Raw genomic sequence first — 24,739 nt, forward strand, 5'->3', positions numbered from 1 at the left:
GGCCCATTTTGCAACATACGCTCAAATCTCCGGTCACGTTTAAAGGCGTCGGGCTGCACAGTGGTAAGCCGGCGACCATGGTCCTGAAACCGGCGGCGGCTGGTCATGGCATCTGGTTCAAGCGGACGGATATTCAACTGGGCGACGCGATGATCCCGGCGATCTACTATGCGGTTGAACGGACCCCGCTTTGTACGCGTCTGGTGAATGATGCCGGTGTTTCGGTTTCCACCGTCGAACATATCATGGCTGCATTGGCCGGATGTGGCGTGCACAACGCGCTTGTCGAGATCGACGGCCCGGAAGTTCCGATCATGGACGGCTCTTCGATCGAATTTGTGCGTGGCATTATGGCCAGAGGCGTGCGCCGTCAGGCCAGCCCGGTATTGGCCTATGAGGTTCTGAAAACCGTCACCGCATCCCGCGAAGGCGCGAGCGCCAGCCTTGCGCCCGCTGACGGGCTGATCATCGACTTCCATATCGATTTCGAAGACGGTGCCATTGGCAGCCAGAGCAAAACGCTGGACATGCGCAACGGTTCCTTCGCGCGTGAACTCAGCGATTGTCGAACGTTCTGCCGTCGCACGGATGTCGAGGCGATGCGCGAAAACGGGTTGGCTTTGGGCGGCACGCTTGAAAATGCCGTGGTCGTTCAGGGCGTCGAAGTTCTGACACCGGGCGGTTTCCGCCGGGTCGACGAGGCCGTGCGTCACAAGATGCTGGATGCTCTGGGTGATCTCTATCTGGCTGGTGGGCCGATTTTGGGTCACTTCACCGGAAACAAGTCGGGTCATTCGCTGACCAACACATTGCTGCGCAACCTGTTCGAAACGCCGGGCGCCGTACGTCCGGTACTGTGCACGCCGGAACAGGCCGCGCGCCTGCCGGGGCAGGGGCTTGTTGTCAACGAAATTCCCGAAGTGGCCTGATCAGATCAACTCTGACGACATTTGCGCCAGAAGTCGCATAAGGCGTTTTGCACCGGAATTTTCTGTGCTAGACCATGGCTCAAATCGGGGCAAACCCCATTAAGCAAGACGACAAGGATGGGCGGTATGGTTGGCAGCAAAGCGGCAGTCAGATTCGCGGGTGCGATTCTTCTGGCAGCAGTTTTGACGGCATGCGGCAACGCCGGCGGCCTTTTTGGCAACAAGGGCGCGGACCGTGAACAGAATCTGGAAGGGTTCACGCCGGAACAGATCTATACCCGAGGTGAATACGAACTGTCGCAGAATCGCTCGGACGATGCGGCGTGGTATTTCTCGGAAGTAGAACGTTTGTATCCATATTCGGATTGGGCCAAGCGCGCGCTGATCATGCAGGCGTTTTCGTTCCATTCGGACCAGAATTACGAAGAAAGCCGCGCGGCGGCGCAGCGCTATATCGACTTCTATCCGACGGATGAAGATGCTGCTTATGCGCAGTATCTGCTGGCGCTCAGCTATTATGATCAGATCGACGAAGTCGGTCGTGACCAGGGCCTGACCTTCCAGGCGCTGCAATCTCTGCGGACCGTGATCGAGGTCTATCCCGACAGCGAATACGCCACATCGGCGGTTCTGAAGTTCGATCTGGCCTTCGACCATCTGGCAGGCAAGGAAATGGAGATCGGGCGCTACTACCTGCGTCAGGATCACTATGTCGCGGCGATCAACCGGTTCCGAGTTGTGGTCGAAGACTTTCAGACCACATCCCACACCGCCGAAGCACTGTATCGTCTGGTCGAGGCCTATCTGTCGCTTGGCCTGCTGGACGAGGCGCAGACCGCAGGTGCCATTCTTGGCTACAACTACCAGTCCTCGGAATGGTATGACGATGCGTACAAACTGTTGACCTCTCGCGGGCTCGATCTCAAGAGCCGCGGTAACAACTGGCTCAGCACGATTTATCGTCAGACCATCAAAGGTGAATGGTTGTAATCGCGATGGCCTTTGGTCCGGGACGCTGAAGACCACATGCTGCGCGCCCTTGATATCCGCGATATGCTGATCATCGACCGGCTGGAACTGAGCTTTCAGCCGGGCTTGAACGCCCTGACCGGCGAAACCGGTGCGGGCAAATCGATTCTGCTGGATTCGCTTGGCTTCGTGTTGGGCTGGCGAGGGCGCGCGGAACTGGTGCGGCAGGGGGCCGCGCAGGGTGAGGTCGTCGCCGAATTCGAGCTCTCTGCCGATCATCCCGCACATGCGATTCTGGCCGAAGCCGGCCTGCCGGGGGGCCAGGAACTGATCCTGCGTCGCGTCAACACGGCCGAGGGGCGCAAGACCGCCTGGGTCAATGACCGCCGTTGCTCGGGCGAAGTTCTGCGGGCGCTGTCTGAGACTCTGATCGAACTGCACGGACAGCATGATGACCGCGGTTTGCTGAACCCACGTGGTCATCGGGCAATGCTGGACGAATTCGCACAGGTTTCAGAGCAACTGACAAACGTGCGAACCGCCTGGGCCGCGATGTCCCGTACCCGCAAGGCGCTGGCCGAGACCGAGGCCGCTCTGGCTGCCGTCCGCAGCGAGGAAGAATTCCTGCGTCACGCGGTCGCCGAACTTGACCAGCTAGACCCGCAACCCGGTGAGGATGCCGAGCTGGATGCCCGCCGCCGCATGATGCAAGGGGCCGAGCGGATTCGCGACGATGTTGCGCGTGCCTTTGCCCTGTTGTCCGTGGACGGGGCGGAAGGGGCCATGTCCGACGCCATCCGCTGGCTGGAAGGCGTCTCGGACAATGCGGGCGGCCAGTTGGAAGAACCGATAGCAGCGCTCGGGCGCGCGATGATAGAGTTGGGCGAGGCGCAGGATGGCGTGAATGCCTGCCTTCAGGCGCTGGACTTCAACCCGGCAGAATTGGAACAGGCCGAGGAACGCCTGTTTGCCATCCGTGCGCAGGCCCGCAAACATGACGTGGCCCCGGATGATCTGGGTTCGTTTGCCGACACTCTGCGTGACCGGTTGAACCGGTTGGAGGCAGGGGATGCCGACCTGGCAGACAGGCGAGCGGCCGTGGACGCGGCGCAACAGGCCTATGACGCCGCCGCAGCCGACCTCAGCGCCGCGCGCAAGGCCGCCGCCGGACGGCTTGACGCGGCCGTCATGGCGGAACTGGCCCCGCTCAAGATGGAACGCGCCGTGTTCCAGACCGAGATCACCCCGGCTGAAGCCGGCCCCGAAGGCACCGACGCGGTGGCCTTCACCGTGGCCACCAACCCCGGTGCGCCGGCAGGACCGCTCAACAAGATCGCCTCGGGGGGTGAGCTCAGCCGCTTTCTGCTGGCCCTCAAGGTCTGCCTGTCTGGCGACGACAGTGCCCGAACGATGATCTTTGACGAAATCGATCGCGGTGTCGGTGGGGCAACAGCCGATGCCGTCGGGCGCAGGCTGGCCTCGCTGGCGCAGGGCGGGCAGGTTCTGGTTGTCACCCATTCCCCTCAAGTCGCCGCACGGGCGGCGCATCACTGGCGGGTGCAGAAACAGGTCACCGACGGACAAACCCTATCCACCGTCATTCCTCTGGCCGAACCGGATCGGGTGGACGAAATCGCGCGCATGGTGGCCGGCGACACCATCACCGAAGAAGCCCGAGCCGCCGCCCGGGCTCTGTTGCAGGCCTGACGCGGCGATGGCGTGAATTGGTGCTCACACTGTCGCTATCTCACTTTTATATGGGCGCTCCGTGGCTTACTAAGGGTTAAGTGATGATCCCCGAGGGCCAATGACCCAATCGACCCGCACCGTTCTGCGCAACCAGTTCAATCAGGCTCTGGCCGCGATCAAGGATGCGTGGCGGGTCATGCTGCGCCGGGGGCCAAGCCAGATCCAGTTCTGGTTCATTGCGCTGGCCATCGGGATCGCGGCCGGTTTCATGGCGCTTGGCTTCCGCAAGGCCATCCGCGCGCTGCAAGCCTATCTTTACGATACCGATGACATCCTGCTGCTGCACAGCCACGCCGAGAAACTGCCATGGTTCATGGTTCTGATCATTCCCATCTTCGGTGGCCTGGTCGTCGGCATCATCCTGAACCGGTTCACCAATGACGGCCGCGTCCGGTCGGTTGCCGACGTGATCGAAGGTTCGGCCATCACCGACGGGCGGGTCGAGGTCAAGGCGGGCATCGCGTCGTTCTTCGCCTCGCTGATCACGCTCAGTTCGGGCGGGTCAACAGGCCGCGAGGGGCCGGTGGTGCATATGGCCGGAGTGATTTCCACATGGGTCAGCAACCGCATACACGCGGACGGGATCACGGGGCGTGACCTGTTGGGATGTGCCGTTGCCGCGGCCGTGTCGGCCAGCTTCAACGCCCCCATTGCGGGGGCCTTGTTCGCGCTCGAGGTCGTGCTGCGCCATTTCGCCGTTCACGCCTTTGCCCCGATCGTCATCGCCTCGGTCGCGGGAACGGTGATCAACCGGCTGGAATATGGCGACGTTACCGAGTTCACTCTCGAGACGCCGGGATCGCTGCAATTCTATGTCGAGCTTCCGGCCTTCCTGATCCTGGGCCTGATCTGCGGGCTTGTCGCGCTGCTGCTGATGCGGTCGATTTTCTTTGCCGAGGATATTGGCAGCCATATCCAAAACCGCCTGTCGATTCCGGCCTGGCTGCGCCCTGCGGTGTCCGGGGCGATGCTGGGGCTGATGGCGATCTGGTTTCCGCATATCATCGGCGTGGGGTACGAGACGACAATTCGCGCCCTGACCGGTGATCTGGTGCTGACCACGGCCATCCTGTTTGCGGTGATCAAAACGGTCGCGGTGGCGATTACCATGGGCGGGCGCATGGGCGGTGGGGTGTTCTCTCCGTCTCTGATGGTCGGGGCGTTGACCGGGCTGGCCTTCGGTCTGATCGCCACCGGGTTGCTGCCGGATGTGTCGGGCACGCATACGCTTTATGCCTTTGCCGGAATGGGCGCCGTGGCTGCGGCGGTGCTGGGCGCGCCCATCTCGACCACTTTGATCGTTTTTGAACTGACCGGCGATTGGCAGATCGGCCTTGCCGTGATGGTTAGCGTGTCCATGTCCACGGCCTTGGCCTCGAGACTTGTGGACCGGTCTTTCTTCCTGACGCAGCTGGAACGGCGTGATGTCCACCTGGCCGCGGGGCCGCAGGCTTATCTGCTGGCAATGCTTCGCGCCGGAGCGGTGATGCGCCCGCTTGGGGATCCGCGGTCGATCACGAAGGAAGAGGCGCAGGGGCTGATCGACCAGGGCCTGTGCATTCAGGCCAGCGCCACGCTGGAAGCCGCCATGCCCTATTTTGATCGTGACGACATCCCCTGCATTCCGGTTGTCATTCTGGAAAACGACGGCTCTGAAACTCCGGTTGGGGCGCTCTATCACGTCGATGCGCTCAAGGCATATAACAGGGCGCTTGCGGCCACGGCTGCCGAAGAGCATTCCTGAGTTTCACTCACCATACACGCTGGCTGCGTCGCCCAGATAATTGTCCCACGCAAACCAGTAGGAAACATGACCGGCGACTCGTGGCAAACGCGTTCCATCCGGCCCGATCAAAGCCTCTTCCGTGACGGTCCAACCGTTCCCCGCGCTATCCTGCAACCCGCCTTGCGTCGCCCGGAACGCATGCGTTTTTCGCTCATAGGCCCGCACGCTGCGCTCTTTGGGATCGCCAATCAGAACCAGAGGTGTCCGACCGATTGCATCGTTGATCACCGGTTTGCCCTTGAACGCATCCAGAGGCCAGGCGCGGGCTGCACCAAACTGGCGCACGGCAAAGATGTAATCCTTCTGCCGATGCCGGGACTGATCCACAACCGCCGGGAACATCAGCTCGCTCGAGGCGAAATAGTCGCGATAAACGACCCCTGATCCGTAATTGCGCCGATGCCCGGTGTTCAGCGACAGAACACGGGTTTTGGGATGCGAGGTCCTCCAACTGTCCCATGTCGTGATCACCACAGGGCGCTGTTTCAACGTGATGCCGCTGTTCGCCAAAGGCCCCACAACAGGCCTGCCGGTATACTGGTTCCACAGCGAATGCGTCTCTCGGTCAAACATCAGCTTGTTCGAGCGATAGAGGAAACCTGACGACCCGAAAATGAACGGCTTTCGCCGCCCCGCCACCCGGGTTTCAAACAGGATGCCCGACCCGCAAAGCGTGCAATAGGCCAGCGCCACGGGCACGCCTCCGATCACCTCGTTGAACATCTCGTGCCAGCCCATGACCCGCAGGGGATAGGCACGCTCATCCCCGTTGATGGCCACGCCGAATACCAGATCATCGCCTTTCAGATACCCCGCATTCGAAGCAGAGATCAGGGTGGGATTGTCCAGAGACGGAATGCCATCCTTGTACACACCGCCCCAGGCGATCTCTTCCAGCCGGATCTTCATCTTGTCGCGTTGCAGATATTCGGGCCGCAGGAACAGATCGAAATTCGGGTCGATCCCCAGAAGAACCTCGCGCTTGAAGGGGATCAGCGACGGATGAGGGGTAATCTGCGGGTTTCGTTCTTGCCACAGCATCCACTCGAACCAGTCATTGCCGTGCCGTTGCCCGGTCAAGGCCTCCATCACATCGACAATCTCACCCCGTCGCCTGTCGGCATAACGCATCGCAGTCAGCAACCCGGCCACGACATCCGGCTGGTCGCGGTCCTTCAGATACGCCATCTGCGCCTCAAATGCGGTCCGACGCCCGCTCAGCGTGCTGCGCAACGCGTCCAGAACCGGATCCTGCTGCGCCCACAGCACACCGGGTGCCATTGCACCAGCCCCGATCATCCCAGCAAAACCGCGACGTGACATCGACATGGAAGCCTCCGGTGTTACCCCGGAGCAAGTGTGCCGCAAATGCCGTTCACATGCATGCCACAGCTGCGTGAGGTGGGCGCGGGGGCTGGCGTTAAATCTGCTCCACCTTCACCGATTCAGCCGGGTAGAATGCCAGATGGTCCTTGATCTCGGCCACTGCCTGAATCGGTTCCTCATAGCTCCAGACCGCGTTGTCGGTCACGGATGACTTGTTGACGATGGAAAAATGCGTCGCGTCGCCCTTGCCGGGGCAGTGGGTCACCTTGTCGGTCCGATCCAGAAACGCCATCGCAATATCGTTGCGCGGGAAATAGATCACCGGATCCTTGTCGCCTTCAAGCAGTTCCAGCGCATTGTTCGTTTCGCCCAGGATCGCACCGCCCGAGCGGACAGTCCATTTGCCCGGCGCTTTCCGGATCGTGATCTCAGCCATTCCTCTTCCTTCCGTCGTCGTATCAGGGCCACCCCTCTGCCTGTTTTATGTAACAGACCCGTGTCAGATTGGGGCAGTTGCGGCATCCAACCACAGTTGTGCGTCATGTCCCAGCCTTGGGCGGATTTTTTCCGCAACGTCGCGGTGATAGGCATTCAGCCAGTCGCGTTCGTCGGTCGTCAACATATCGACCATGATCAGTCTGCGGTCAATCGGTACATAGGTCAGCGTGCGCCAGTTCAGCATCGCGCGTTCGGCATCGCCACCGGGAAGCAGAGGAGCGTCTTCCACCACCACAAGGTTTTCGATGCGAATGCCAAAGGCGCCTTCCCGGTAATACCCGGGTTCGTTTGACAGGATCATGCCGGGTTGCAGCGGTACATGGCTGACTTTGGACAGTCGCTGCGGCCCTTCATGCACGCTCAGATAGGCGCCGACCCCATGTCCGACCCCATGGTTGAAATCCTGTGCCGCAGACCACAGCGGCACGCGGGCCACACATTCGATATCCCGCCCGGCAAGGCCCGCAGGCCAGCGCAGCATCGACATGGCAATCATGCCCTTCAGCACCCGGGTGAAACAGGTTTTTTCCTCGGTTCCGACGTCACCGATGGCGATGGTTCGGGTGATGTCGGTGGTGCCGTCCAGATACTGCCCGCCACTGTCCAGCACCAGAATATGGCCGTTTTCCAGGCGGCTGTCGGTCTCTTCCGTCACGCGGTAATGCATGATCGCGCCGTTCGGACCCGTGCCTGCAATGGTATCGAACGAGATGTCCTGAAGCGCATTGTCCTTGCGCCGGTTTTCCTCCAGCCGGGTGACAACCTGTGTTTCGGTCACGCTGCCCGGGGCCTGTTGGTCCAGCCAGCACAACGTCTCGATGACCGCAACCGCATCGCGCAAATGCGCCTCGGCGCTGCCTGCGATTTCAGCCGCATTCTTGCAGGCTTTGGGCAGGGCGCAGGGATCGCCGCCATCCGTCATCGCGTCACCCAGCGCATCGGCCACGATCTGAGGTACCGAAGCGGCATCCACCTGCACCGGACCGGCCAGAGCCGCAACCGCATCCAGAAATTCGCCCACAGCGCGCAAAGTCACCTGAGAGCCCAGATGATCCTGTACCCCGGCCAGTTTTTCTGCCGCCATGAACAGATCGACCTGACCACCGGCATGAAGAATGGCAAAGCCGTGGGCCACCGGGTTATAGGCGATATCCGACCCACGGATATTCAACAGCCACATGATGGAATCCGGCAGGGTGATCACCGCTGCCTTGTGCCCGGCCCGCCGAAGGTCTTCGGCCAGACGGGCGATCTTGCTGTCCGCACCTTCCCCGGCAAATTCGATCGGATGCGCCTTGACCGGGTTCATCGGCGGTGCGGGTTGATCGGCCCAGATCCGGTCCACAAGGTTTTCGCATCTCACCAGTTCGATGTCCGATCCTTCCAGATCACTCAATGTGCCGGAAATCTGCCCCGCCGCATGCAGCCACGGGTCAAAACCGACCTTGCCGCCGTTGGGCAATTGCTGTTTCAGCCAGGCGCTCAGGCTTACCTCGGGCCAGGGGACCGGGGTGAAATCTGCGGCAACTTGTGCCTTGACCTGGGTGCGATACCGCCCGTCGATGAAAACTCCGGCCACGTCGCGCAGGGCGGCGCAAAACCCGGCCGAGCCCGTGAACCCGGTCAGCCAAGCCAGACGTTCATCGCGCGCTGCGACATACTCTCCCTGATGCGCATCCGCCCGCGGGATCAGAAACCCGTCCAGCCCTTCTTGCACCATCTGTTCGCGCAAGGCGGCCAGCCGCGGTGGCCCCTGTTCCGGGCGGGCGGTCACTTCGAAGGATTGGAACATGGGCGGCCTCATTCACAGCATTTGAGCGTGACCCTGAGGCGCATTTCAAAAAATGTCCAGACGGGAACACCCCGCCTGAGCAAGCCGATGATCAGCAACGAAAAACATGTCGCCCTCGGGGAAACACGCCCGCCGGGCAGAAGATCAGCCTCAGCCGGCCTTTCTCATCCCCATGACCCGCGCCCGCGCCCGCGGGTCACTGTCAAACAGAGCTGCCAGTTGTTCGGTCATCGCGCCGGCCAGTTGTTCGACATCGGTAATCGTCACCGCCCGGTCGTAATACCGTGTCACGTCATGGCCGATGCCGATGGCCAAAAGTTCGACCATCTTGCGTTTTTCGACCATCGCGATCACGTCGCGCAGGTGTTTTTCCAGATAGTTGGCCGGGTTCACGCTCAGTGTCGAATCATCGACCGGCGCACCGTCCGAGATCACCATCAGGATCTTGCGTTGTTCGCGGCGTGCCAGCATCCGGCGATGTGCCCATTCCAGGGCTTCTCCATCGATGTTTTCTTTCAGCAGGCCCTCTTTCATCATCAGACCCAGATTGGGCCGCGCGCGACGCCAAGGGGCGTCCGCGCCCTTGTAGATGATGTGGCGCAGGTCGTTCAAACGGCCGGGCTGCTGCGGACGTCCATCGTTCAGCCATGCCTCGCGCGCCTGACCGCCTTTCCACGCCCGCGTGGTAAAGCCCAGAATTTCGACCTTTACATTGCACCGCTCCAGCGTCCGCGCCAGAACATCGGCACAGATGGCGGCGATCGAAATCGGACGTCCGCGCATCGACCCCGAATTGTCCAGCAGCAGCGTCACCACCGTGTCGCGGAACTCGGTGTCTTTCTCGACCTTGAAACTCAGCGGAGTGGTGGGGTTCGCGACCACACGTGCCAATCGACCCGCGTCCAGAATGCCTTCTTCGCGGTCGAACTCCCAGCTGCGGTTCTGCTGCGCCTGCAGCCGGCGTTGCAGCTTGTTGGCCAGACGCGACACCGCGCCTTTCAACGGCTCCAGCTGCTGATCCAGATAGGCCCGCAGACGTTCCAGCTCGGCCGGTTCGGCCAGATCCTCGGCGGCGATCTCTTCGTCATGGGTGTCCAGATAGACCTTGTAATCCGGGTCCGCTTCGGATGCCGGCGGCGGGGCAGGCGGCTCCAGAGGCGCCTCGCCATCCGGCATCTCAGCCTCGTCACCCATCTCGTCTTCGGCCATTTCGTCCATCGAGACCTGGGCCTGAGACTGATCCTGCTGCTCTTCCTGCGTCTGCTCAGGGGTCGCGTCGGCGTCCTGTTCGTCCTGATCATCCTGACCGGTGCTGTCCGGATCGGGCTGTTCTTCGGCGTCTTCCTCGGCCTGGTCTTCCTGCTCGTCGTCCAACTCATCGGGGTCATCCCCAAGCTGGTCGCCATATCCCAGGTCCTTGATCACCTGACGGGCGAATTTGGCAAACTCCGCCTGATCCGAGAGAATCTCGTCCAGATTCTCCAACGTCCCACCCGCTTGCTCTTCGATGAACCCACGCCACAGGTTCATGATGTTTTCGGCGGCAGAGGGCATATCACGCCCGGTGGCCAGATGCCGGATCAGGTAGCCTGCCGCAACCGAAAGAGGAGCATCGGCGGGTTGCTTGCACTGATCATACCCACGCCGGATTGCTTCATGCCCGATCTTGACGTCAATATTGCTGGCGGTGCCCGGCATGTCCCGCGCGCCCATTGCCTCGCAGCGGGCGGTCTCCATCGCCTCGTACAGATCCCGCGCCATATCGCCCGGGGGCGCATAGCGCGCATGGGTCGCGTCGTCATGATACTTGCGATGCAATGCCAAGGCGTCTGCCGTGCCACGCGCCAACAGCACTTCTTCGCGCGTCATCCGGCGCGAGACCTGAGGCAGCCGCATCGACTCGCCCGTCATGCCCGAAGGGTCCACTGTATAGGTCACCGACAGTTCGGGATCATCGGCCATGACTTTGGTCGCCTCGGCCAAGGCCTTCTTGAACGGATCGGCGGGGTTGTCGTTCTTCTGTGCCATGTCCTTAAGCCCTCATAGTACTGGCCTGCCCGGCGTCGAAAACAGTAACGGATCCGTCTTCATCTGGCCAAAAATATCCCCGCCGGAGGCATTGCGCCCGCTCCGGGCGCAATTCGGGTGCTTACCCCAAGCTTGCACTCGCGGCGCTTTCAGGCAACTCCTCATCGAAGCAGCGCTGATAGAACTCGGCCACGGTCTGACGCTCCAGCTCATCGCATTTGTTCAGGAAGGACAGGCGGAACGCATAGCCCACGTTGCGGAAAATCTCGGCGTTCTGGGCCCAGTTGATGACGGTCCGCGGGCTCATGACGGTGGACAGATCGCCATTCATGAAGGCGGTCCGTGTCAGGTCGGCGACGGTGACCATCTGGCTGACGGTCTTGCGTCCCTCGGCGGTGTTGTAATGCGGCGCCTTCGACAGAACGATCATCGTCTCGGCGTCGTGGCTCAGATAGTTCAAGGTCGACACCAGCGACCAGCGGTCCATCTGCGCCTGGTTGATCTGCTGCGTGCCGTGATACAGACCCGTGGTGTCGCCCAGACCGACCGTGTTGGCGGTGGCAAACAGGCGGAAATTGGGGTTCGGGGTGATGATCTCGTTCTGGTCCAGCAGGGTCAGCTTTCCGTCATGCTCCAACACACGTTGGATCACGAACATCACGTCTGCGCGGCCCGCATCGTATTCGTCGAACACGATGGCAACCGGGTTGCGCAACGCCCAGGGCAAGATGCCTTCGTGGAACTCGGTCACCTGCTTGCCGTCGCGCAGTTTGATCGCGTCTTTACCGATCAGGTCGATCCGGCTGATATGGCTGTCCAGGTTCACACGAACGGCGGGCCAGTTCAGACGGGCAGCGACCTGTTCAATGTGGGTCGATTTGCCGGTGCCGTGATAGCCTTGGATCATCACGCGACGGTTATGGGAAAAGCCCGCCAGAATCGCCAGCGTGGTTTCCGGATCGAACTTGTAGGTATGATCGATCACCGGCACCCGGTCGCTGCGCTCGGCGAAACCTTTGACCGCCATGTCGCTGTCAATGCCGAACACGTCACGGACCGAGATATCCTCGGTAGGTTTTGCGTTGATATCGATCGATCCGTCAGCCATGCGCCTAGTCCTTATCCTTTGGCCCGTTCACCGGGTATGAACCCGTGTGTGGTGCAACATATTGCGGGCAAGGGCAAGGGAAAGCGAAAGACGCCCAAAGGTGCGCATGTTTTTCTTGCAAACTGGCCCTATCGTTGCGCGTGGGGTGTCATTCCAGATTGATGACCCACGCTACGATTTGGCACCTCGCGTTAACAAGCTTTGAGACCGATTGCGCATAACCCAGAAGTCCTCGGTGAAAGGCTGGCAACAACCTTTGTGCCTCGTTCAAATGCAAACATTAACATACTATCATTGAAATGCTACTTCGGCGCGTTAACATGACTTTTAGATGTGGTTTTTGGCGTTCTTTGTGAGTTTGTGAGGTCTGTGGTGTTCTGTTCAGTCAACACACGGAGGGAACTTGTTCATTGCGAGTTCCCTTTTGGTCCAACCTGCTTGGCGGATACAACGTATGTCGTTTGATGTCTTACTTCATTCGGTCAACACAAGCGGGCAAGGCGACTTGATCGTCCAAAACATGACCGATCCAGCCACGGTCTCGGGTCAAACGATTTCGATCAACGGTGGTCCGTTCGTACCCTACACGTATCTCGGACAAGGTAACTACAGAGGTACCGGCGAATCTGGTGAATTTATTCAGGTTGGGACCGAAATCTATGCCTGGGACACCAACAACCCCACCGGGCCAATGACAACCGGAAACTGGCAAATCACAACCGGAGATCTTGATCCAAACAATCCGCCCTGTTTTGTTGCTGGAACCCTGATAGAGACCGAGGCCGGTCCACGCCCGGTCGAGAACCTGATGATCGGTGACAGAGTTTGCGTGTCAGGTGGGAAAACGCTGCCGATTTTGTGGATCGGGAAAAAAGTGCTGAGTGCACAAACACTGGCTTTGCAACCAAAATTTAGACCCGTTCGCATTCGGCGCGACGCGATTTGCAAGGGTCAACCCAACCAGGATGTTTTTGTGTCCCCGCAACATCGGATCATGCTGGAAGGCTGGCGCGCCGAGTTGTTGTTCGGACAAGATCGGGTCTTTGTTGCGGCAATCCACTTGGTGAATGACGGAACAATTCAGCAGGTGCACACAGGTGAAGACATCACATATTACCACATTGCCTGCTCTCGACACGCGGTACTGCACTCGCAGGGGCTACGTAGCGAAAGTCTTTTTCTGGGCGACACAGCGCTGAAGTCTTTCTGTCGTGAAGACGTCGAAGAACTGCTCGCACTGTTCCCCGAATTGCGTGACGGCACTGCAGAGTCGCAACAAACTCGCTTAAGTTGTTTGAAGCGCCGGGAAGCAATTGCATGGCGAAGCTCATACCCGGACTAAAGCGCGAATAGTTGTAATCCGAACCGCCCCTGGTTTGATCCCTGGCCTCAACAAACCCCTTCAAATGTGTTCTCTCGGATCAGTTGCCTTAGGCAATTTCTCAGTGCAGCACCGTTGTGATGGCCTTACACATCTGTGCCTTGGGTCAACTGTTGCTTGACTATAGCGAAAACCAAAGCTCGTCTTTGCGAAAGCCACCTTTTACCAGACGGTCAGCTTTCAACACATCCGGAAACTCGTCTACCCAATCCCGAAACCGGTCATTTGTGACGATGCGTGCCTTGCTATCCCGCGCCGCCTGCAAGATCAGCGGGTCCGCAGGTGTCCCTTTGGGGGCCACCATGACCTGCTTGGATCGTAGGCCCAGGGCGCGGCTCAGCTTCCGGTCGTCCATATAGTGGCCTTCGACTTTGTACCCGACATTCGCATCGAACATGACGCCCGGTTTGAACCCTGCGCGCTTCAACGTCTCAAGGACCTTCTTCAACGTACCCAGATCCGGCGTGCCATCTTTCCAGTGCATGACGTTCGAGCCGTCCACGATGATCCATGTATTGGCCCGGCGCCACCTGAACCAGGCCCGTATGAACAGGATTGTGCTGGCCATCACGCAAATCAGCGCCAAAAGGAACAACCAATCTGCGTCAGTCGGAATGAAACTGGCAGCGATGAGCCCGCTTAGCGAGACGAGCAACAGGCAAATGGATGTGCGCAACGAAACTGATCCCTGGAAACTCCTGTCCCAAATCCTCCACCACTTTCGTGTGGAATGAAACAGGGTTCCATACGGAGCTTGCGCAGTTTTTTCAGGTTGTGTCGTCTGCGGCACCCAACCATTCAGGCGGTGCGCGCCGCGAACGCAAAGCAGGGAAAGCCGTGCCCTTACTTGAAGTTTCGGCTGTCCTTGATCTGATCCCAGGCCCAGACAACTTCCTGCAACTGCTCTTCCTGCGAGCGGTCGCCGCCGTTCATGTCCGGATGCAGCACTTTGATCAGCTTCTTGTACGCTTTGCGAACCTCGGCCTTGGTCCAGCTGTCATTGGCCTCGAGAATCTCGATCGCACGGCGTTCGGTCGGCGGCAGGCGTCGTCCGCCGCCACCCGTCGTGCGGCCTTTGTTCTGCGTGCTGTTGGCACCAAGAACCTGATGCGGATCCTCAATCCCCAAACGGGCCCATGCACGTGCTTCGGGGTCGCCCATCGGCTTGGTTTCGCGCTCCCAAACCTTGTCTTTCGAACGCTGTGCGTTCAGCTCGGCTTCGGTGGTGCCGTCAAAGAAATTCCACTTCTGATTATATTCCCGCACGTGTTGCTGGCAGAACCAGAAATAATCATCCAGGACATCCGGTGCTTTTGGCGCGCGGAATTTTCCCGGCTCGTCACATCCCTCGTGGTCACAGATCCGGACCGAGGTTTCGGACGCACCCGACATGCCCCGGCGCCCCCGCGGATTCTTCTTTTTGGCGCTGGAAACGGACATATCGAATCCGAAGGGGTCTGATTTCGCCATGCTCTAATCCTCAAGAACGCGTCTTTTCGACTCGGAGGCAGCAGTTTAATCTAAGCAGCCGAAAGTAGAAGAGGGGTGCGGCAATATTTTTGCCGCTGAGCAAAAAAATGAGCGTGACCGACGAGATCCGAACCCGCCTGCAAGCCGCCTTTGATCCGCGCGAGCTTGAAGTGATCGACGACAGCGAAAGCCATAGGGGCCATGCGGGATATCAGGAAGGTGGTGAAAGCCACTTCAACGTTCGTATCCGGGCCAGCGCATTCGAAGGCAAATCCCGCGTCGCCCGCCACCGCGCGGTACACAAGGCGCTGGGCGACATCGTGCCGCGCATCCACGCGCTGGCCCTGGATATCGGCGTCTGAAGACCTTTGCGCGTCAACCCATCTCCATCTGCGCGGACGGCGTCGATGCCGAGATGGCGTATTCCTCTTTTGTCATGACCTCTTCGATTCCCTCGAACAGGGGGGTCGACAAGTATCGCTCGCCGGTGTCCGGCAACATGACCAGCATGACAGAGCCTGCCGGCGCGGATTCGGCCAGCTTCATGGCCACCGCAAAGGTCGATCCGCCTGAAATCCCGGTGAATATCCCTTCTTCAGCGGCAAGCCGGCGCGACCATGCGATCCCTTCGGGTCCGGGAATGGGGATCAACTCGTCATAGTATGAATTGTCGATGGCTTCCTGAAGAACCCAGGGGATGAAATCCGGTGTCCAGCCCTGAATCGGGTGGGGCTCGAAATCGGGGTGGCTTTCGGTCGGCTGATGGTCAGCGTTGCGCGTATTGACGTAACCTGATGATACGATTGAGGCATTTGCCGGTTCGGTCAGGATGATCCTGGTGTCGGGCCGCTCTTTCCGCAAGACACGCGAAACACCTGAAACGGTGCCTCCGGTCCCGTAGCCCGTCACCCAATAATCCAGCCGTTGCCCTTCGAAATCGGCAAGAATTTCGCGCGCCGTCGTGTTTTCGTGAATATCGGCGTTGGCAGAAGTTTCGAATTGGCTGGCAAGGAACCATCCGTTTTCCTCGGCCAATTCCTTGGCCTTGGTATACATGCCGAACCCTTTTTGCGCCTTGGGGGTCAGAACAACCTTGGCGCCCAGAAACCGCATCAGCTTTCGCCGTTCGACCGAGAAGCTCTCGGCCATTGTCACGACCAGAGGATATCCCTTGGCCGCACACACCATGGCCAGCCCGATCCCGGTGTTGCCGGATGTCGCTTCGACAACGGTTTGTCCGGGTTTCAGCCGCCCGTCACGTTCCGCCGCCTCGATGATGTTCAGCGCCAGCCTGTCCTTGACCGAGCCTGCCGGGTTGAAGGCCTCGAATTTCACATAGACGGTCACATGCTCTGGCGCGATCCGATTGACCCGAATGCAGGGCGTGTCACCGACCGTGTCGAGAATGCTGTCATACAGGCGTGTCCGCCCTTGTGTCTGCCGAATAGCCATTTCGATGTCCCTCCAGAATATCCGGCTAACATGCCACAGATTTCCCGAGGGTGTAGCCCTTATTGCTTTCCAATGTGGTTGGGCCGTCCCAGATCGACTTGACGTATGTCAGAGCGAACACGGATGTCCTGCACAAGGCCACAGGGCATTTGCAATCGTTCTGGCGGTCGTACCAGCCCCCAAGCCTATGTTTTCGAAGGGCCGTTTTCATCAACGGCGTCATCAGACCGCTTCAACGACAAAGGCGGCTCGTCCGTCTCTGCGGCAATTGGTTTCGGGGCCTGTACCTCGTCGGGGCCCGGAATCGGCTGGGCCAGCGGGGTGTCATCCATCTCAGGTACTGCGCCGACCCACGAGGCATCGACTTCCTCTTCCACCACGCGGCGGAACACCAGCACATTGCGCCAGTTCGTGGTCGATCCGGTCAGACCCGAGCGTTCCTCGCTGGGCAACAGCTCGGCCCGCTGGTATTCCCAGCCATCCTGACCCATCTGATTCAGCAGTTGCTCGACCGAGACGGCAAAGCGGCCCTCGGCCGTTTTCACGCCTTTGGCTTTGACACCTTTTTGCGGGGCGGGGATGACCTTGTATTCGTAGCGCTTCATCTACTGTTCCTAAATGCGTTTCCGCGCCAACTTAACACGCTGCCCCCCGGGTGAAAGAGCCCTTGCCCATCCGGCGGAATTCAGCTCTGACCATTCGCTTCGGCCTGTGCCGCCTTGGCCACAACCGACAGGCACAGTTCCGTCGCCAGCGCCATGTCCTGCACTGAAATCCATTCCAACGGGCCGTGAACGCACTGCATCCCGGTGAAGATGTTGGGGCAGGGGGTGCCGAATTCGGTCAGGCGGGATCCGTCCGTGCCGCCCCTGATCGGTACCGACAGCGGTTCAACCCCCAGTTCGCGACACGCATCGCGCGCCAGCTCGACCGGAGTCATGTCGTTTTCCAGCCAATACCGCATGTTGCGGTACTGGTGGTTGATGTCGCAGGTGATGGTCGCGCGCGGTTCCGTGGCCTGCACGGCGGCGCAGACCTGCCGCACGATGTTTCGTTGCGCCTCCAGCCCGTCCATCTCGAAATCACGCAGGATCAGCTTGATCTCCATCTCGGATGATCCGCCGTTCATGTCAGTGACATGGATGAAGCCGTCGCGCCCGTCCGTGGTTTCCGGCGTCATGGTGGCCTGAGGCAATGTCTGCACGATCTTTGCCGCCAGATGCGTGGCGTTCACCATCTTTTCCTTGGCCAGGCCGGGATGGATCGAAACACCCTCGATCCGGATTACGGCGCGGTCGGCCGAGAAGCTTTCATACTCGATCTCACCCACTTGCTGCCCATCCAGCGTATAGGCAAAATCCACGCCCAGATCCTTGGGAAGTTGTTCCGTGACGCCCCGGCCGATCTCTTCATCCGGAGTGAACGCGATACGAATAGGGCCATGTGGAATATCCTGATTTTCGATCAGGTGCCGCACCATCGTCATCAGAATCGATACACCGGCCTTGTCGTCCGCGCCCAGCAGGGATGTGCCCGACGCGGTGATCAGGTCGTGGCCGATCTTTTCGGCCAGATAGGGGTGGTCATCCGGAGAAAGAACCAGATCCGGGTTGTCCGGAAAGGTGATGTCGCCACCGTTATACCCCTTGATCACCCGCGGCTTGACGCCGGTTGCGTTGAACTGAGGGGCCGTATCGACATGGGCCAGAAAGCCCACGGTCGGCCCCGGCGCCGTTCCGGGAATGGTCGCGACGACAACACTGTCGCCCGTCATCTCAACATCCTGCGCGCCGATCTGGATCAGCTCATCACGCAACAGGTTCAGCATGTCGAACTGGATCTGAGTGCTCGGGGTCGTCGGGGATGTCTCGTCACTTTGACTGTCGATGGCGGCATAGCGCACCAGCCGGTCTTCGAGTTCCTGATCAAATCTGCTTTGCATAATACCTCACCTCTCTGTGGCGGAGGAAAGGGCGCGAACAGCAGGAAGTCAAGCCGATGGCTTGACCCCAAGTCTTGAGATTTCGTGAGAAACCGGATTGTACAAACCCGCCAAAGATTGCCGGCAGGCTTGTACAAAAAGAAAGGTTTACGAGCCCAGCTTCTTGCTGACCAGTTCGTTGACGGCTTTCGGGTTCGCCTTGCCGCCGGTGGCTTTCATGACCTGACCCACGAACCAGCCCGCCAGTTTCGGGTTCACCTTGGCCTTCTCGACCTGCGCCGGGTTGGCGGCGATGATCTCGTCCAGCGCGGCCTCGATCGCGCCGGTGTCGGTCACCTGCTTCATGCCGCGTTCCTCGACGATCTGCGCCGGGTCGCCGCCTTCGGTATAGACGATCTCGAACAGCTCCTTGGCGATCTTGCCCGAAATCGCGTCCGAGGCGATCAGGTCGATGATCCCGCCCAGCTGCGCGGGCGAAACCGGCGAGCCGGTGATGTCGCGGTCGTCTTTCTTCAGGCGGCCGAACAGCTCGTTGATGACCCAGTTCGCCGCCAGTTTTCCGTTGCGGCCCTTGGCCACTTCCTCGAAATAGGCGGCGGATTCGACCTCGGCGGTCAGCACGGATGCGTCATAGTCGGTCAGGCCGAAGTCATTGATGAAACGCGCCTTTTTCTCGTCGGGCAGCTCGGGCAGCCTGGCGGCGATATCATCGACCCAGGCCTGCTCGATTTCCAGAGGCAGCAGGTCGGGGTCGGGGAAATAGCGGTAATCATGCGCTTCTTCCTTGGACCGCATCGAACGGGTTTCACCCTTGTCCGGATCGTACAGACGCGTTTCCTGCTCGACCTCGCCGCCGGCCTCGACGATGGCGATCTGACGACGGGCTTCAACCTCGATCGCTTGCTGGATGAAGCGCATCGAGTTCATGTTCTTGATCTCGCAGCGCGTGCCCAGATGCGAAAAATCCTGTGTTTCCTGATACTTCTCATAAGCACCCGGCAAACAGATCGAGACGTTCACATCGGCCCGCAGGTTGCCGTTTTGCATGTTGCCGTCGCAGGTGCCCAGGTAACGCATGATCTGACGCAGCTTGGCGATATAGGCCGCGGCCTCTTCCGGCCCGCGGATGTCGGGGCGGCTGACGATCTCCATCAGGCAGACACCGGTGCGGTTCAGGTCGACGAAGGACATATGCGGATCCATGTCATGGATCGACTTGCCCGCGTCCTGCTCCATGTGGATACGCTCGATCCGCACCTTGCGCGCGGTACCGTCGCCCAGTTCGACCAGCACTCCGCCTTCGCCCACGATCGGGTGATACAACTGGGAAATCTGATACCCTTGCGGCAGGTCGGGGTAGAAATAATTCTTGCGGTCAAAGGCCGATTTCAGATTGATATCCGCTTTCAGGCCCAGCCCGGTGCGCACGGCCTGTTCCACGCAGTATTCATTGATCACCGGCAGCATCCCCGGCATCGCCGCGTCCACGAAGGCCACGTTTGAATTCGGCTCGGCCCCGAATTGGGTGGATGCACCCGAAAACAGCTTGGCATTGGATGAGACCTGAGCATGCACCTCCATCCCGATCACCAGTTCCCAATCGTGCTTGGCCCCGGCAATGGTTTTGGGTTTGGGCATTTCGTATGTCAGATCGAGCATGGCGCGCCTCATTTCCGCAGAAGTCTAAGCCTGCGTATTAGGCCCGGGAGGGCCTAGGGGCAAGGGGGAATCCTGTCGTGTTCAGTTCTGGGAAAACCGCAGGCCCGACGGTGTGAATGTCACATCCATTCCGCTGCGCAGTTCTTCCCGGAACAGATCCGAGATGGCGCGCAAGGCATCGCGCTGACCGCGTGCTGCAAATCGTTCGGGAGAGTTTATGCGGACGGAATTGTTGAAACCGTTGGCCGCATGCGCCCAGATCAACGGGTGCAATTCCGTCAGGTGATCGCGGATAAGCCGGTTTGCCGTGTCGCGCATCTGCGAACGGACAAGGTCGGCCTGATCGTTCAGGCCAAATCCGTTCTGGACAGTGATCGCGCAGTAGGATGACAGCATGTTGATCATCTGCTGATCGGGCCGCAGGCGCAGGATATCGCGCAGACCTTCAAGGAAATACTCGATATCGACGCGGGCACAGGCCTCTTCGTCCAATGCAATGGCGTCGAACTGAACCCATGTGTATCCGCCCGCGCCCCAGATATCCTGTGTCCTGGCGGCTGTACGCAAGGCTTGCAGCTCCAGCTCTTCGTAGCTGCCGAACCACCGGGGCAGAAGGTGGCTGCCCATCGCGCGCATGTGGCGCTGATTGCATGGATCCAGCGTGATCAGCCGTTCGTATTCTTCGGCCACCCGCGCGTTGGATTTGCGCTGACCAGCCAGCAGCGCACATCCGGTCGCTGCAATCAGGGGGCTGTCGGGAGCATCCTTTCTGCATTTGGGCAGGATTGCTGCGGCCCGGTCGAAATGCGCGGCGCAGCGTGACCGGTGCAAAGGTGGCAGCGTCGCGTCCGAGGCCGTTCCGCGCCATGCCCAAGCCAAATCGATATGGGCAAGGGCAACGACGGTGGCGATCATCGGGTCATCAGGGTTGTCCGCCATCTCGCCTTCAAGTTCCGAGATGCCACCCAACAGGTCGTAATCCGAGATGGCCGCGCCATCCGAGAGCGCATGTTCAGCGGCCAGAACAACGTCCGATCTGGCACCGAACGCCAGCAGATCGGCCACCGGCATACCATCTGCAACGGCGGCGCGATCCTGATCAGCCACGCGCATTTCCTGCGACAGCTCTGCCCAGCGGTCCTGCCGGGCGAGGTAGCGGCCATGTTCGATCGTGGAATGTCCGATCAGATCATCGTGGTCGGGTTTTGCAACGGGAATATTGAGCTGACCCTGCTCGGGCAAGGCGGCCGCAAGCGCGGATTTCGTCGCGCACAGGTCTGCTGAAGCATTTGTAGGAGTAGCTGTGGATGGGGCGAACAGTGCCCTTAGCGACCGAAACATGGCGATACTCAAAACTGTAAAAACGTATAACTGACACCGAAGTCTGGCGGGATATCGGGTTCAAATCAAGTAAATTGCCTATTAATTTCTTTCTTTTGTGTCCAATTCGCCCCTCAAAGGTCCAGTGTTTCAGAAAACAGTGAAATGATGCCGTTCTACGCGAAATCCGGCTTGTTTCAGAAGGGTTTCCAAATCCAGATGCGCCGGAAGCGACTCATCCGGCAGACGGGTTCGTTTGCCGGAATGCAAAACAATCGACACTCGAACCGAGAAATCCCAACGGGTGTCAAACCGGAAATGGTCAATGTCGCGCAGCGCGACCTCTGCTTGCTGGTTCCCCGTGAACCAGCTTAGCGCATCCTGATCCAATTGCATGCCCGCGCTGGTGTTCTGAACCACGTCCCAAAGCGCGGGCAGGGTGGCCAAAGACAGCAGCCCCGCGATCCACCAGGCCGCGTCAAACAGGACAACCAGCGCCAGCAACGCCGCATAAACACCGACCAAGATGGCCAGCGTTCGCAAATTCCGGTTGCTGCGGGCAAAGCTGTAAGGCGTCATGCGCCGAGGATGCGGGACACCATTTCGGTCGTGTCCCGCGACAGGTTCGGTGTTTCCGCGATGCGGGAAAGCTGCGCACGCATTAGGGCCTGACGATCCGGATCATACCGTTTCCAGGTCTGGAACGCCGAGCACATTCGGGCCGTGGTCTGTGGGTTCACCGGGTCCAGACGGATCAGCCAGTCGGCCAGCAGGGCGTATCCGGCGCCATCCGGTTGGTGGAACCCTGCGTGGTTCAACGCCAAGGCCCCCATGACGGCGCGGAACCTGTTCGGGTTTTTCCAGTTGAAATCCGCATGCTCGGTCAGGGTCGCGGCAATCGCGGGTGTCGCCTCGGGTGCTGCCATCGCGACTTGCAGGCCAAACCATTTGTCCATGACCAGCCGGTCATGCTGCCACTGTTCGTAGAATGCGTCCAACTGCGCCTCACCCTTGCGGGCACGTAAAAGGCAAGACAGCGCAGTCAGTTGCAATGTCATGTTGTCGGCTGTGTCGTACACCTCAGTCGCCATCGCCCCACCATCCAGACGAGAGGTCAATGCCAGCGCAGCGCTGCCAAGTGCCCGTTTGCCGGACTGCTCGGCGTCCGGGCTGTAGGGGCCGTCCACAAAGGCCTCACTGTGCAGGCGGGGCAACAAATCCTGTACATTCTGGGCTGTTGCCTGCCGCAACGTTTCCACCGCGGTCCAGATCGCCATGGGGTCGGGTGTGTGGCCACGGTCATGCAAGGCCGCTGCCAATTCCGATTGTGTCGGCAATCCCAGCATCAACGCACGATAGGCCGGGTCCAGTTCGTCATTGCGCAGCACAGTCAACAATCCGTCAAGGTAATCGGTATCCGGTGCCGCATCCTGAAGGATCATCCGCATCAGGGTGTCCTGCGCCAGATCCCGTCCTGCCTGCCAACGGTTGAACGGGTCCGTGTCATGCGCCAGAAGAAACGCGCGTTCCGCGTTCGACTGGTCATGTTCCAGAATGACAGGTGCCGAGAAATCGCGCAGGATCGATGCTGTGGGTTTCGCCGCGAGACCAGTGAACGCAAAGCTGTGTTCGGCCTGCGTCAGTTCCAGCACCTCGGTCGCGCGAACCTCATCGCCGTTGGGCCCAAGCAGGCCGACTGCAACCGGGATGACCTGAGGCAGTTTCTCCTCCTGTCCCGGCGTGGGATCGGTTCGCTGTTTCAGCGTAAGTGTATAGGTGCCGTCGGCCCAGTCTTCCTGAACCCTTATGCGCGGAGTGCCCGACTGGCTGTACCAACGTTTGAATTGTGTCAGATCGCGCCCAGTGGTGTCTTCGAAAACCTTCAGCCAGTCCTCGATCGTGCAGGCCTGACCGTCATGGCGATCAAAATACAGATCAAGCGCCTTGGCATAGGCCGCATCCCCGACCAACCGTTTCAGCATGCCGATCACCTCGGCGCCCTTCTCATAGACGGTGGCGGTGTAGAAGTTGTTGATCTCCTGAAAGCTTTCGGGGCGCACAGGATGCGACAACGGACCGTTGTCCTCGGGGAACTGCCGGGCACGCAGGTCTATGGCATCGTGGATGCGCTTCACCGGGGCCGAGCGCATGTCTGAGGTGAATTGCGCATCCCGGAAAACTGTCAGACCTTCCTTGAGGCACAGCTGGAACCAGTCGCGGCAGGTGATGCGGTTGCCGGTCCAGTTGTGGAAATACTCATGCGCGATGATCGCCTCGATCCGTTCGAAATTGGCGTCGGTCGAAGTTTCGGGACTGGCCAGAACGGCCGAAGAGTTGAAGATGTTCAGCCCCTTGTTTTCCATCGCGCCCATGTTGAAATCATCGACGGCCACGATGTTGAAGACGTCCAGATCGTATTCACGGCCATAGACATCCTCGTCCCATTTCATCGACTTCTTCAACGCCTCCATGCCGAAAGCGCATTTCCCCTCGTCTCCGGGACGGACCCAGAGGTTCAGTTCTACGGTGCGACCTGATCTGGTGGTGAACTGACCGGGATGTGCGATCAGGTCTCCGGCGACCAGAGCGAACAGATAGGCGGGTTTTGGCCATGGATCGACCCATTCGGCCCAGCCATCGCCCTTGCCCGACGGGTTGCCGTTCGACAGCAGAACCGGCAGGTCGCCATTGATCCGAACGGTGAAGGTGGACATCACGTCCGGCCGGTCGGGGTAGAAGGTGATTTTGCGGAACCCCTCGGCCTCGCACTGGGTGCAGTACATGCCGTTCGACATGTACAGACCTTCCAGCGCGGTGTTGTTGCCGGGGTCGATTTCAACCTCGGCTTCCCACAGGAACGGTGCGTCCGGGACATCTGCGGTTAGTCCTTTGTCGGTCACGTCTGGCGTGATCTCGGCCCCGTCAATGGCGGCGCGGATCAGTTTCAGTTCTTCCCCGTGCAGAAAGAAGGTGCGGTCAGTGGCGTCAGGATTGGGCCGGAACGCAATGCGCGAGGTGACGCGCGTGGCGTGCGCGTCCAGATCAAAGGTCAGGTGTACGCTGTCCACCAAATAGCCAAACGGTGTGTAGTCTTTCAGGTAGATCGTGGTGGGGGCAGCGTCGCGCATCTTGGGCCTCGTATCTGTTCGGGACTGGCGCGACGTTAGGGGCTTCGTTCGGGCGCTGCAACCGGCCCTGCCATTGCCTTGAGGTTTTTGAAACAGCTTCAAGCCGAAGCGAATGCCCCAAATGACGGGATGAAAGTTGCCTATCGGAAACTTTCCGCCTAAGTCACAGTGCATACAATGGCGCACAATCGCAGGAGAGCAG

20 protein-coding genes are annotated in these 24,739 nt (G+C 59.8%); 6 read left to right on the forward strand and 14 right to left on the reverse strand.

The window, feature by feature from the left end; genetic code table 11:
- Positions 1 to 8: 8 nt before the first annotated feature.
- The 4 genes from lpxC (at position 9) to ACR0C6_RS01405 (ending at position 5,391) form a co-directional block, all read left to right on the forward strand.
- Entirely contained in the window at positions 9 to 929 is a 921-nt protein-coding gene (gene lpxC, locus ACR0C6_RS01390) for a UDP-3-O-acyl-N-acetylglucosamine deacetylase (RefSeq protein WP_171231262.1), read from the forward strand.
- A gap of 126 nt (positions 930 to 1,055) precedes the next feature.
- Positions 1,056 to 1,919, forward strand: a complete 864-nt coding sequence (locus ACR0C6_RS01395) for an outer membrane protein assembly factor BamD (protein WP_152458649.1) — start codon at positions 1,056 to 1,058, stop codon at positions 1,917 to 1,919.
- A 36-nt stretch (positions 1,920 to 1,955) separates the two neighbouring features.
- A complete protein-coding gene (gene recN / locus ACR0C6_RS01400; RefSeq protein WP_480617987.1) occupies positions 1,956 to 3,605 on the forward strand; it encodes a DNA repair protein RecN in 1,650 nt (549 codons plus the stop codon).
- 100 nt (positions 3,606 to 3,705) lie between these two features.
- Complete coding sequence (locus ACR0C6_RS01405; RefSeq protein ID WP_171114940.1) at positions 3,706 to 5,391, forward strand: chloride channel protein; 1,686 nt, start codon at positions 3,706 to 3,708, stop codon at positions 5,389 to 5,391.
- A 3-nt stretch (positions 5,392 to 5,394) separates the two neighbouring features.
- Here the strand turns inward: ACR0C6_RS01405 and ACR0C6_RS01410 are convergent, their stop codons facing one another.
- The 5 genes from ACR0C6_RS01410 to cobS form a co-directional block, all read right to left on the reverse strand.
- The gene (locus ACR0C6_RS01410) at positions 5,395 to 6,762 is read right to left on the reverse strand and encodes a DUF3179 domain-containing protein (RefSeq protein ID WP_480617989.1); all 1,368 of its coding nucleotides are present in this window, start codon (positions 6,760 to 6,762) and stop codon (positions 5,395 to 5,397) included.
- Positions 6,763 to 6,853: 91 nt separating this feature from the next.
- On the reverse strand, positions 6,854 to 7,195 hold the full coding sequence (locus tag ACR0C6_RS01415) for a DUF427 domain-containing protein (RefSeq protein ID WP_480445721.1): 342 nt from the start codon (positions 7,193 to 7,195) through the stop codon (positions 6,854 to 6,856).
- A 63-nt stretch (positions 7,196 to 7,258) separates the two neighbouring features.
- Positions 7,259 to 9,049, reverse strand: a complete 1,791-nt coding sequence (locus tag ACR0C6_RS01420) for an aminopeptidase P family protein (RefSeq protein WP_480617991.1) — start codon at positions 9,047 to 9,049, stop codon at positions 7,259 to 7,261.
- Positions 9,050 to 9,199: 150 nt separating this feature from the next.
- On the reverse strand, positions 9,200 to 11,077 hold the full coding sequence (gene cobT, locus ACR0C6_RS01425; RefSeq protein ID WP_480617993.1) for a cobaltochelatase subunit CobT: 1,878 nt from the start codon (positions 11,075 to 11,077) through the stop codon (positions 9,200 to 9,202).
- Positions 11,078 to 11,198: 121 nt separating this feature from the next.
- Positions 11,199 to 12,185 (reverse strand): cobaltochelatase subunit CobS, encoded by a 987-nt coding sequence (gene cobS / locus ACR0C6_RS01430; RefSeq protein WP_152458642.1) that lies wholly within the window; start codon positions 12,183 to 12,185, stop codon positions 11,199 to 11,201.
- 454 nt (positions 12,186 to 12,639) lie between these two features.
- Here cobS and ACR0C6_RS01435 point away from each other — a divergent pair, with 454 nt between their 5' ends.
- Positions 12,640 to 13,527, forward strand: coding sequence for a Hint domain-containing protein (locus tag ACR0C6_RS01435; protein ID WP_480445716.1), 888 nt, complete (start codon positions 12,640 to 12,642; stop codon positions 13,525 to 13,527).
- Between the two features lie 160 nt (positions 13,528 to 13,687).
- Here ACR0C6_RS01435 and ACR0C6_RS01440 read toward each other — a convergent pair whose 3' ends face one another.
- Both ACR0C6_RS01440 and ACR0C6_RS01445 read right to left on the reverse strand, forming a co-directional pair.
- Positions 13,688 to 14,134 (reverse strand): NYN domain-containing protein, encoded by a 447-nt coding sequence (locus tag ACR0C6_RS01440; RefSeq protein ID WP_480445715.1) that lies wholly within the window; start codon positions 14,132 to 14,134, stop codon positions 13,688 to 13,690.
- A gap of 275 nt (positions 14,135 to 14,409) precedes the next feature.
- Positions 14,410 to 15,036 carry a J domain-containing protein gene (locus ACR0C6_RS01445; RefSeq protein ID WP_480445713.1) on the reverse strand — a complete coding sequence of 209 codons (627 nt, stop codon included), beginning with the start codon at positions 15,034 to 15,036 and terminating at the stop codon, positions 14,410 to 14,412.
- A 107-nt stretch (positions 15,037 to 15,143) separates the two neighbouring features.
- On the opposite strand from ACR0C6_RS01445, the gene ACR0C6_RS01450 reads away from it, so the two are divergent.
- On the forward strand, positions 15,144 to 15,398 hold the full coding sequence (locus ACR0C6_RS01450) for a BolA family protein (protein WP_171167246.1): 255 nt from the start codon (positions 15,144 to 15,146) through the stop codon (positions 15,396 to 15,398).
- 13 nt (positions 15,399 to 15,411) lie between these two features.
- Here ACR0C6_RS01450 and ACR0C6_RS01455 read toward each other — a convergent pair whose 3' ends face one another.
- From ACR0C6_RS01455 to pepN, 7 genes are all read right to left on the reverse strand, one after another.
- Positions 15,412 to 16,488: a PLP-dependent cysteine synthase family protein gene (locus ACR0C6_RS01455; RefSeq protein ID WP_480617996.1), complete on the reverse strand. Its 1,077-nt coding sequence runs from the start codon at positions 16,486 to 16,488 to the stop codon at positions 15,412 to 15,414.
- A 185-nt stretch (positions 16,489 to 16,673) separates the two neighbouring features.
- On the reverse strand, positions 16,674 to 17,093 hold the full coding sequence (locus ACR0C6_RS01460; RefSeq protein WP_480617998.1) for a DUF4177 domain-containing protein: 420 nt from the start codon (positions 17,091 to 17,093) through the stop codon (positions 16,674 to 16,676).
- A gap of 80 nt (positions 17,094 to 17,173) precedes the next feature.
- Positions 17,174 to 18,430, reverse strand: coding sequence for a peptidase T (gene pepT, locus ACR0C6_RS01465; protein ID WP_480618000.1), 1,257 nt, complete (start codon positions 18,428 to 18,430; stop codon positions 17,174 to 17,176).
- A gap of 147 nt (positions 18,431 to 18,577) precedes the next feature.
- On the reverse strand, positions 18,578 to 20,089 hold the full coding sequence (gene gatB, locus ACR0C6_RS01470) for an Asp-tRNA(Asn)/Glu-tRNA(Gln) amidotransferase subunit GatB (RefSeq protein ID WP_480618002.1): 1,512 nt from the start codon (positions 20,087 to 20,089) through the stop codon (positions 18,578 to 18,580).
- A gap of 81 nt (positions 20,090 to 20,170) precedes the next feature.
- Positions 20,171 to 21,430: a hypothetical protein gene (locus tag ACR0C6_RS01475; protein WP_480618004.1), complete on the reverse strand. Its 1,260-nt coding sequence runs from the start codon at positions 21,428 to 21,430 to the stop codon at positions 20,171 to 20,173.
- 129 nt (positions 21,431 to 21,559) lie between these two features.
- On the reverse strand, positions 21,560 to 21,988 hold the full coding sequence (locus ACR0C6_RS01480) for a hypothetical protein (RefSeq protein WP_480618006.1): 429 nt from the start codon (positions 21,986 to 21,988) through the stop codon (positions 21,560 to 21,562).
- Positions 21,985 to 24,537: an aminopeptidase N gene (gene pepN, locus ACR0C6_RS01485; protein ID WP_480618008.1), complete on the reverse strand. Its 2,553-nt coding sequence runs from the start codon at positions 24,535 to 24,537 to the stop codon at positions 21,985 to 21,987. The genes ACR0C6_RS01480 and pepN overlap by 4 nt, the downstream gene beginning before the upstream one ends.
- Positions 24,538 to 24,739: the final 202 nt, after the last annotated feature.

The sequence above is a fragment of the Ruegeria sp. AL12 genome (assembly GCF_056540885.1).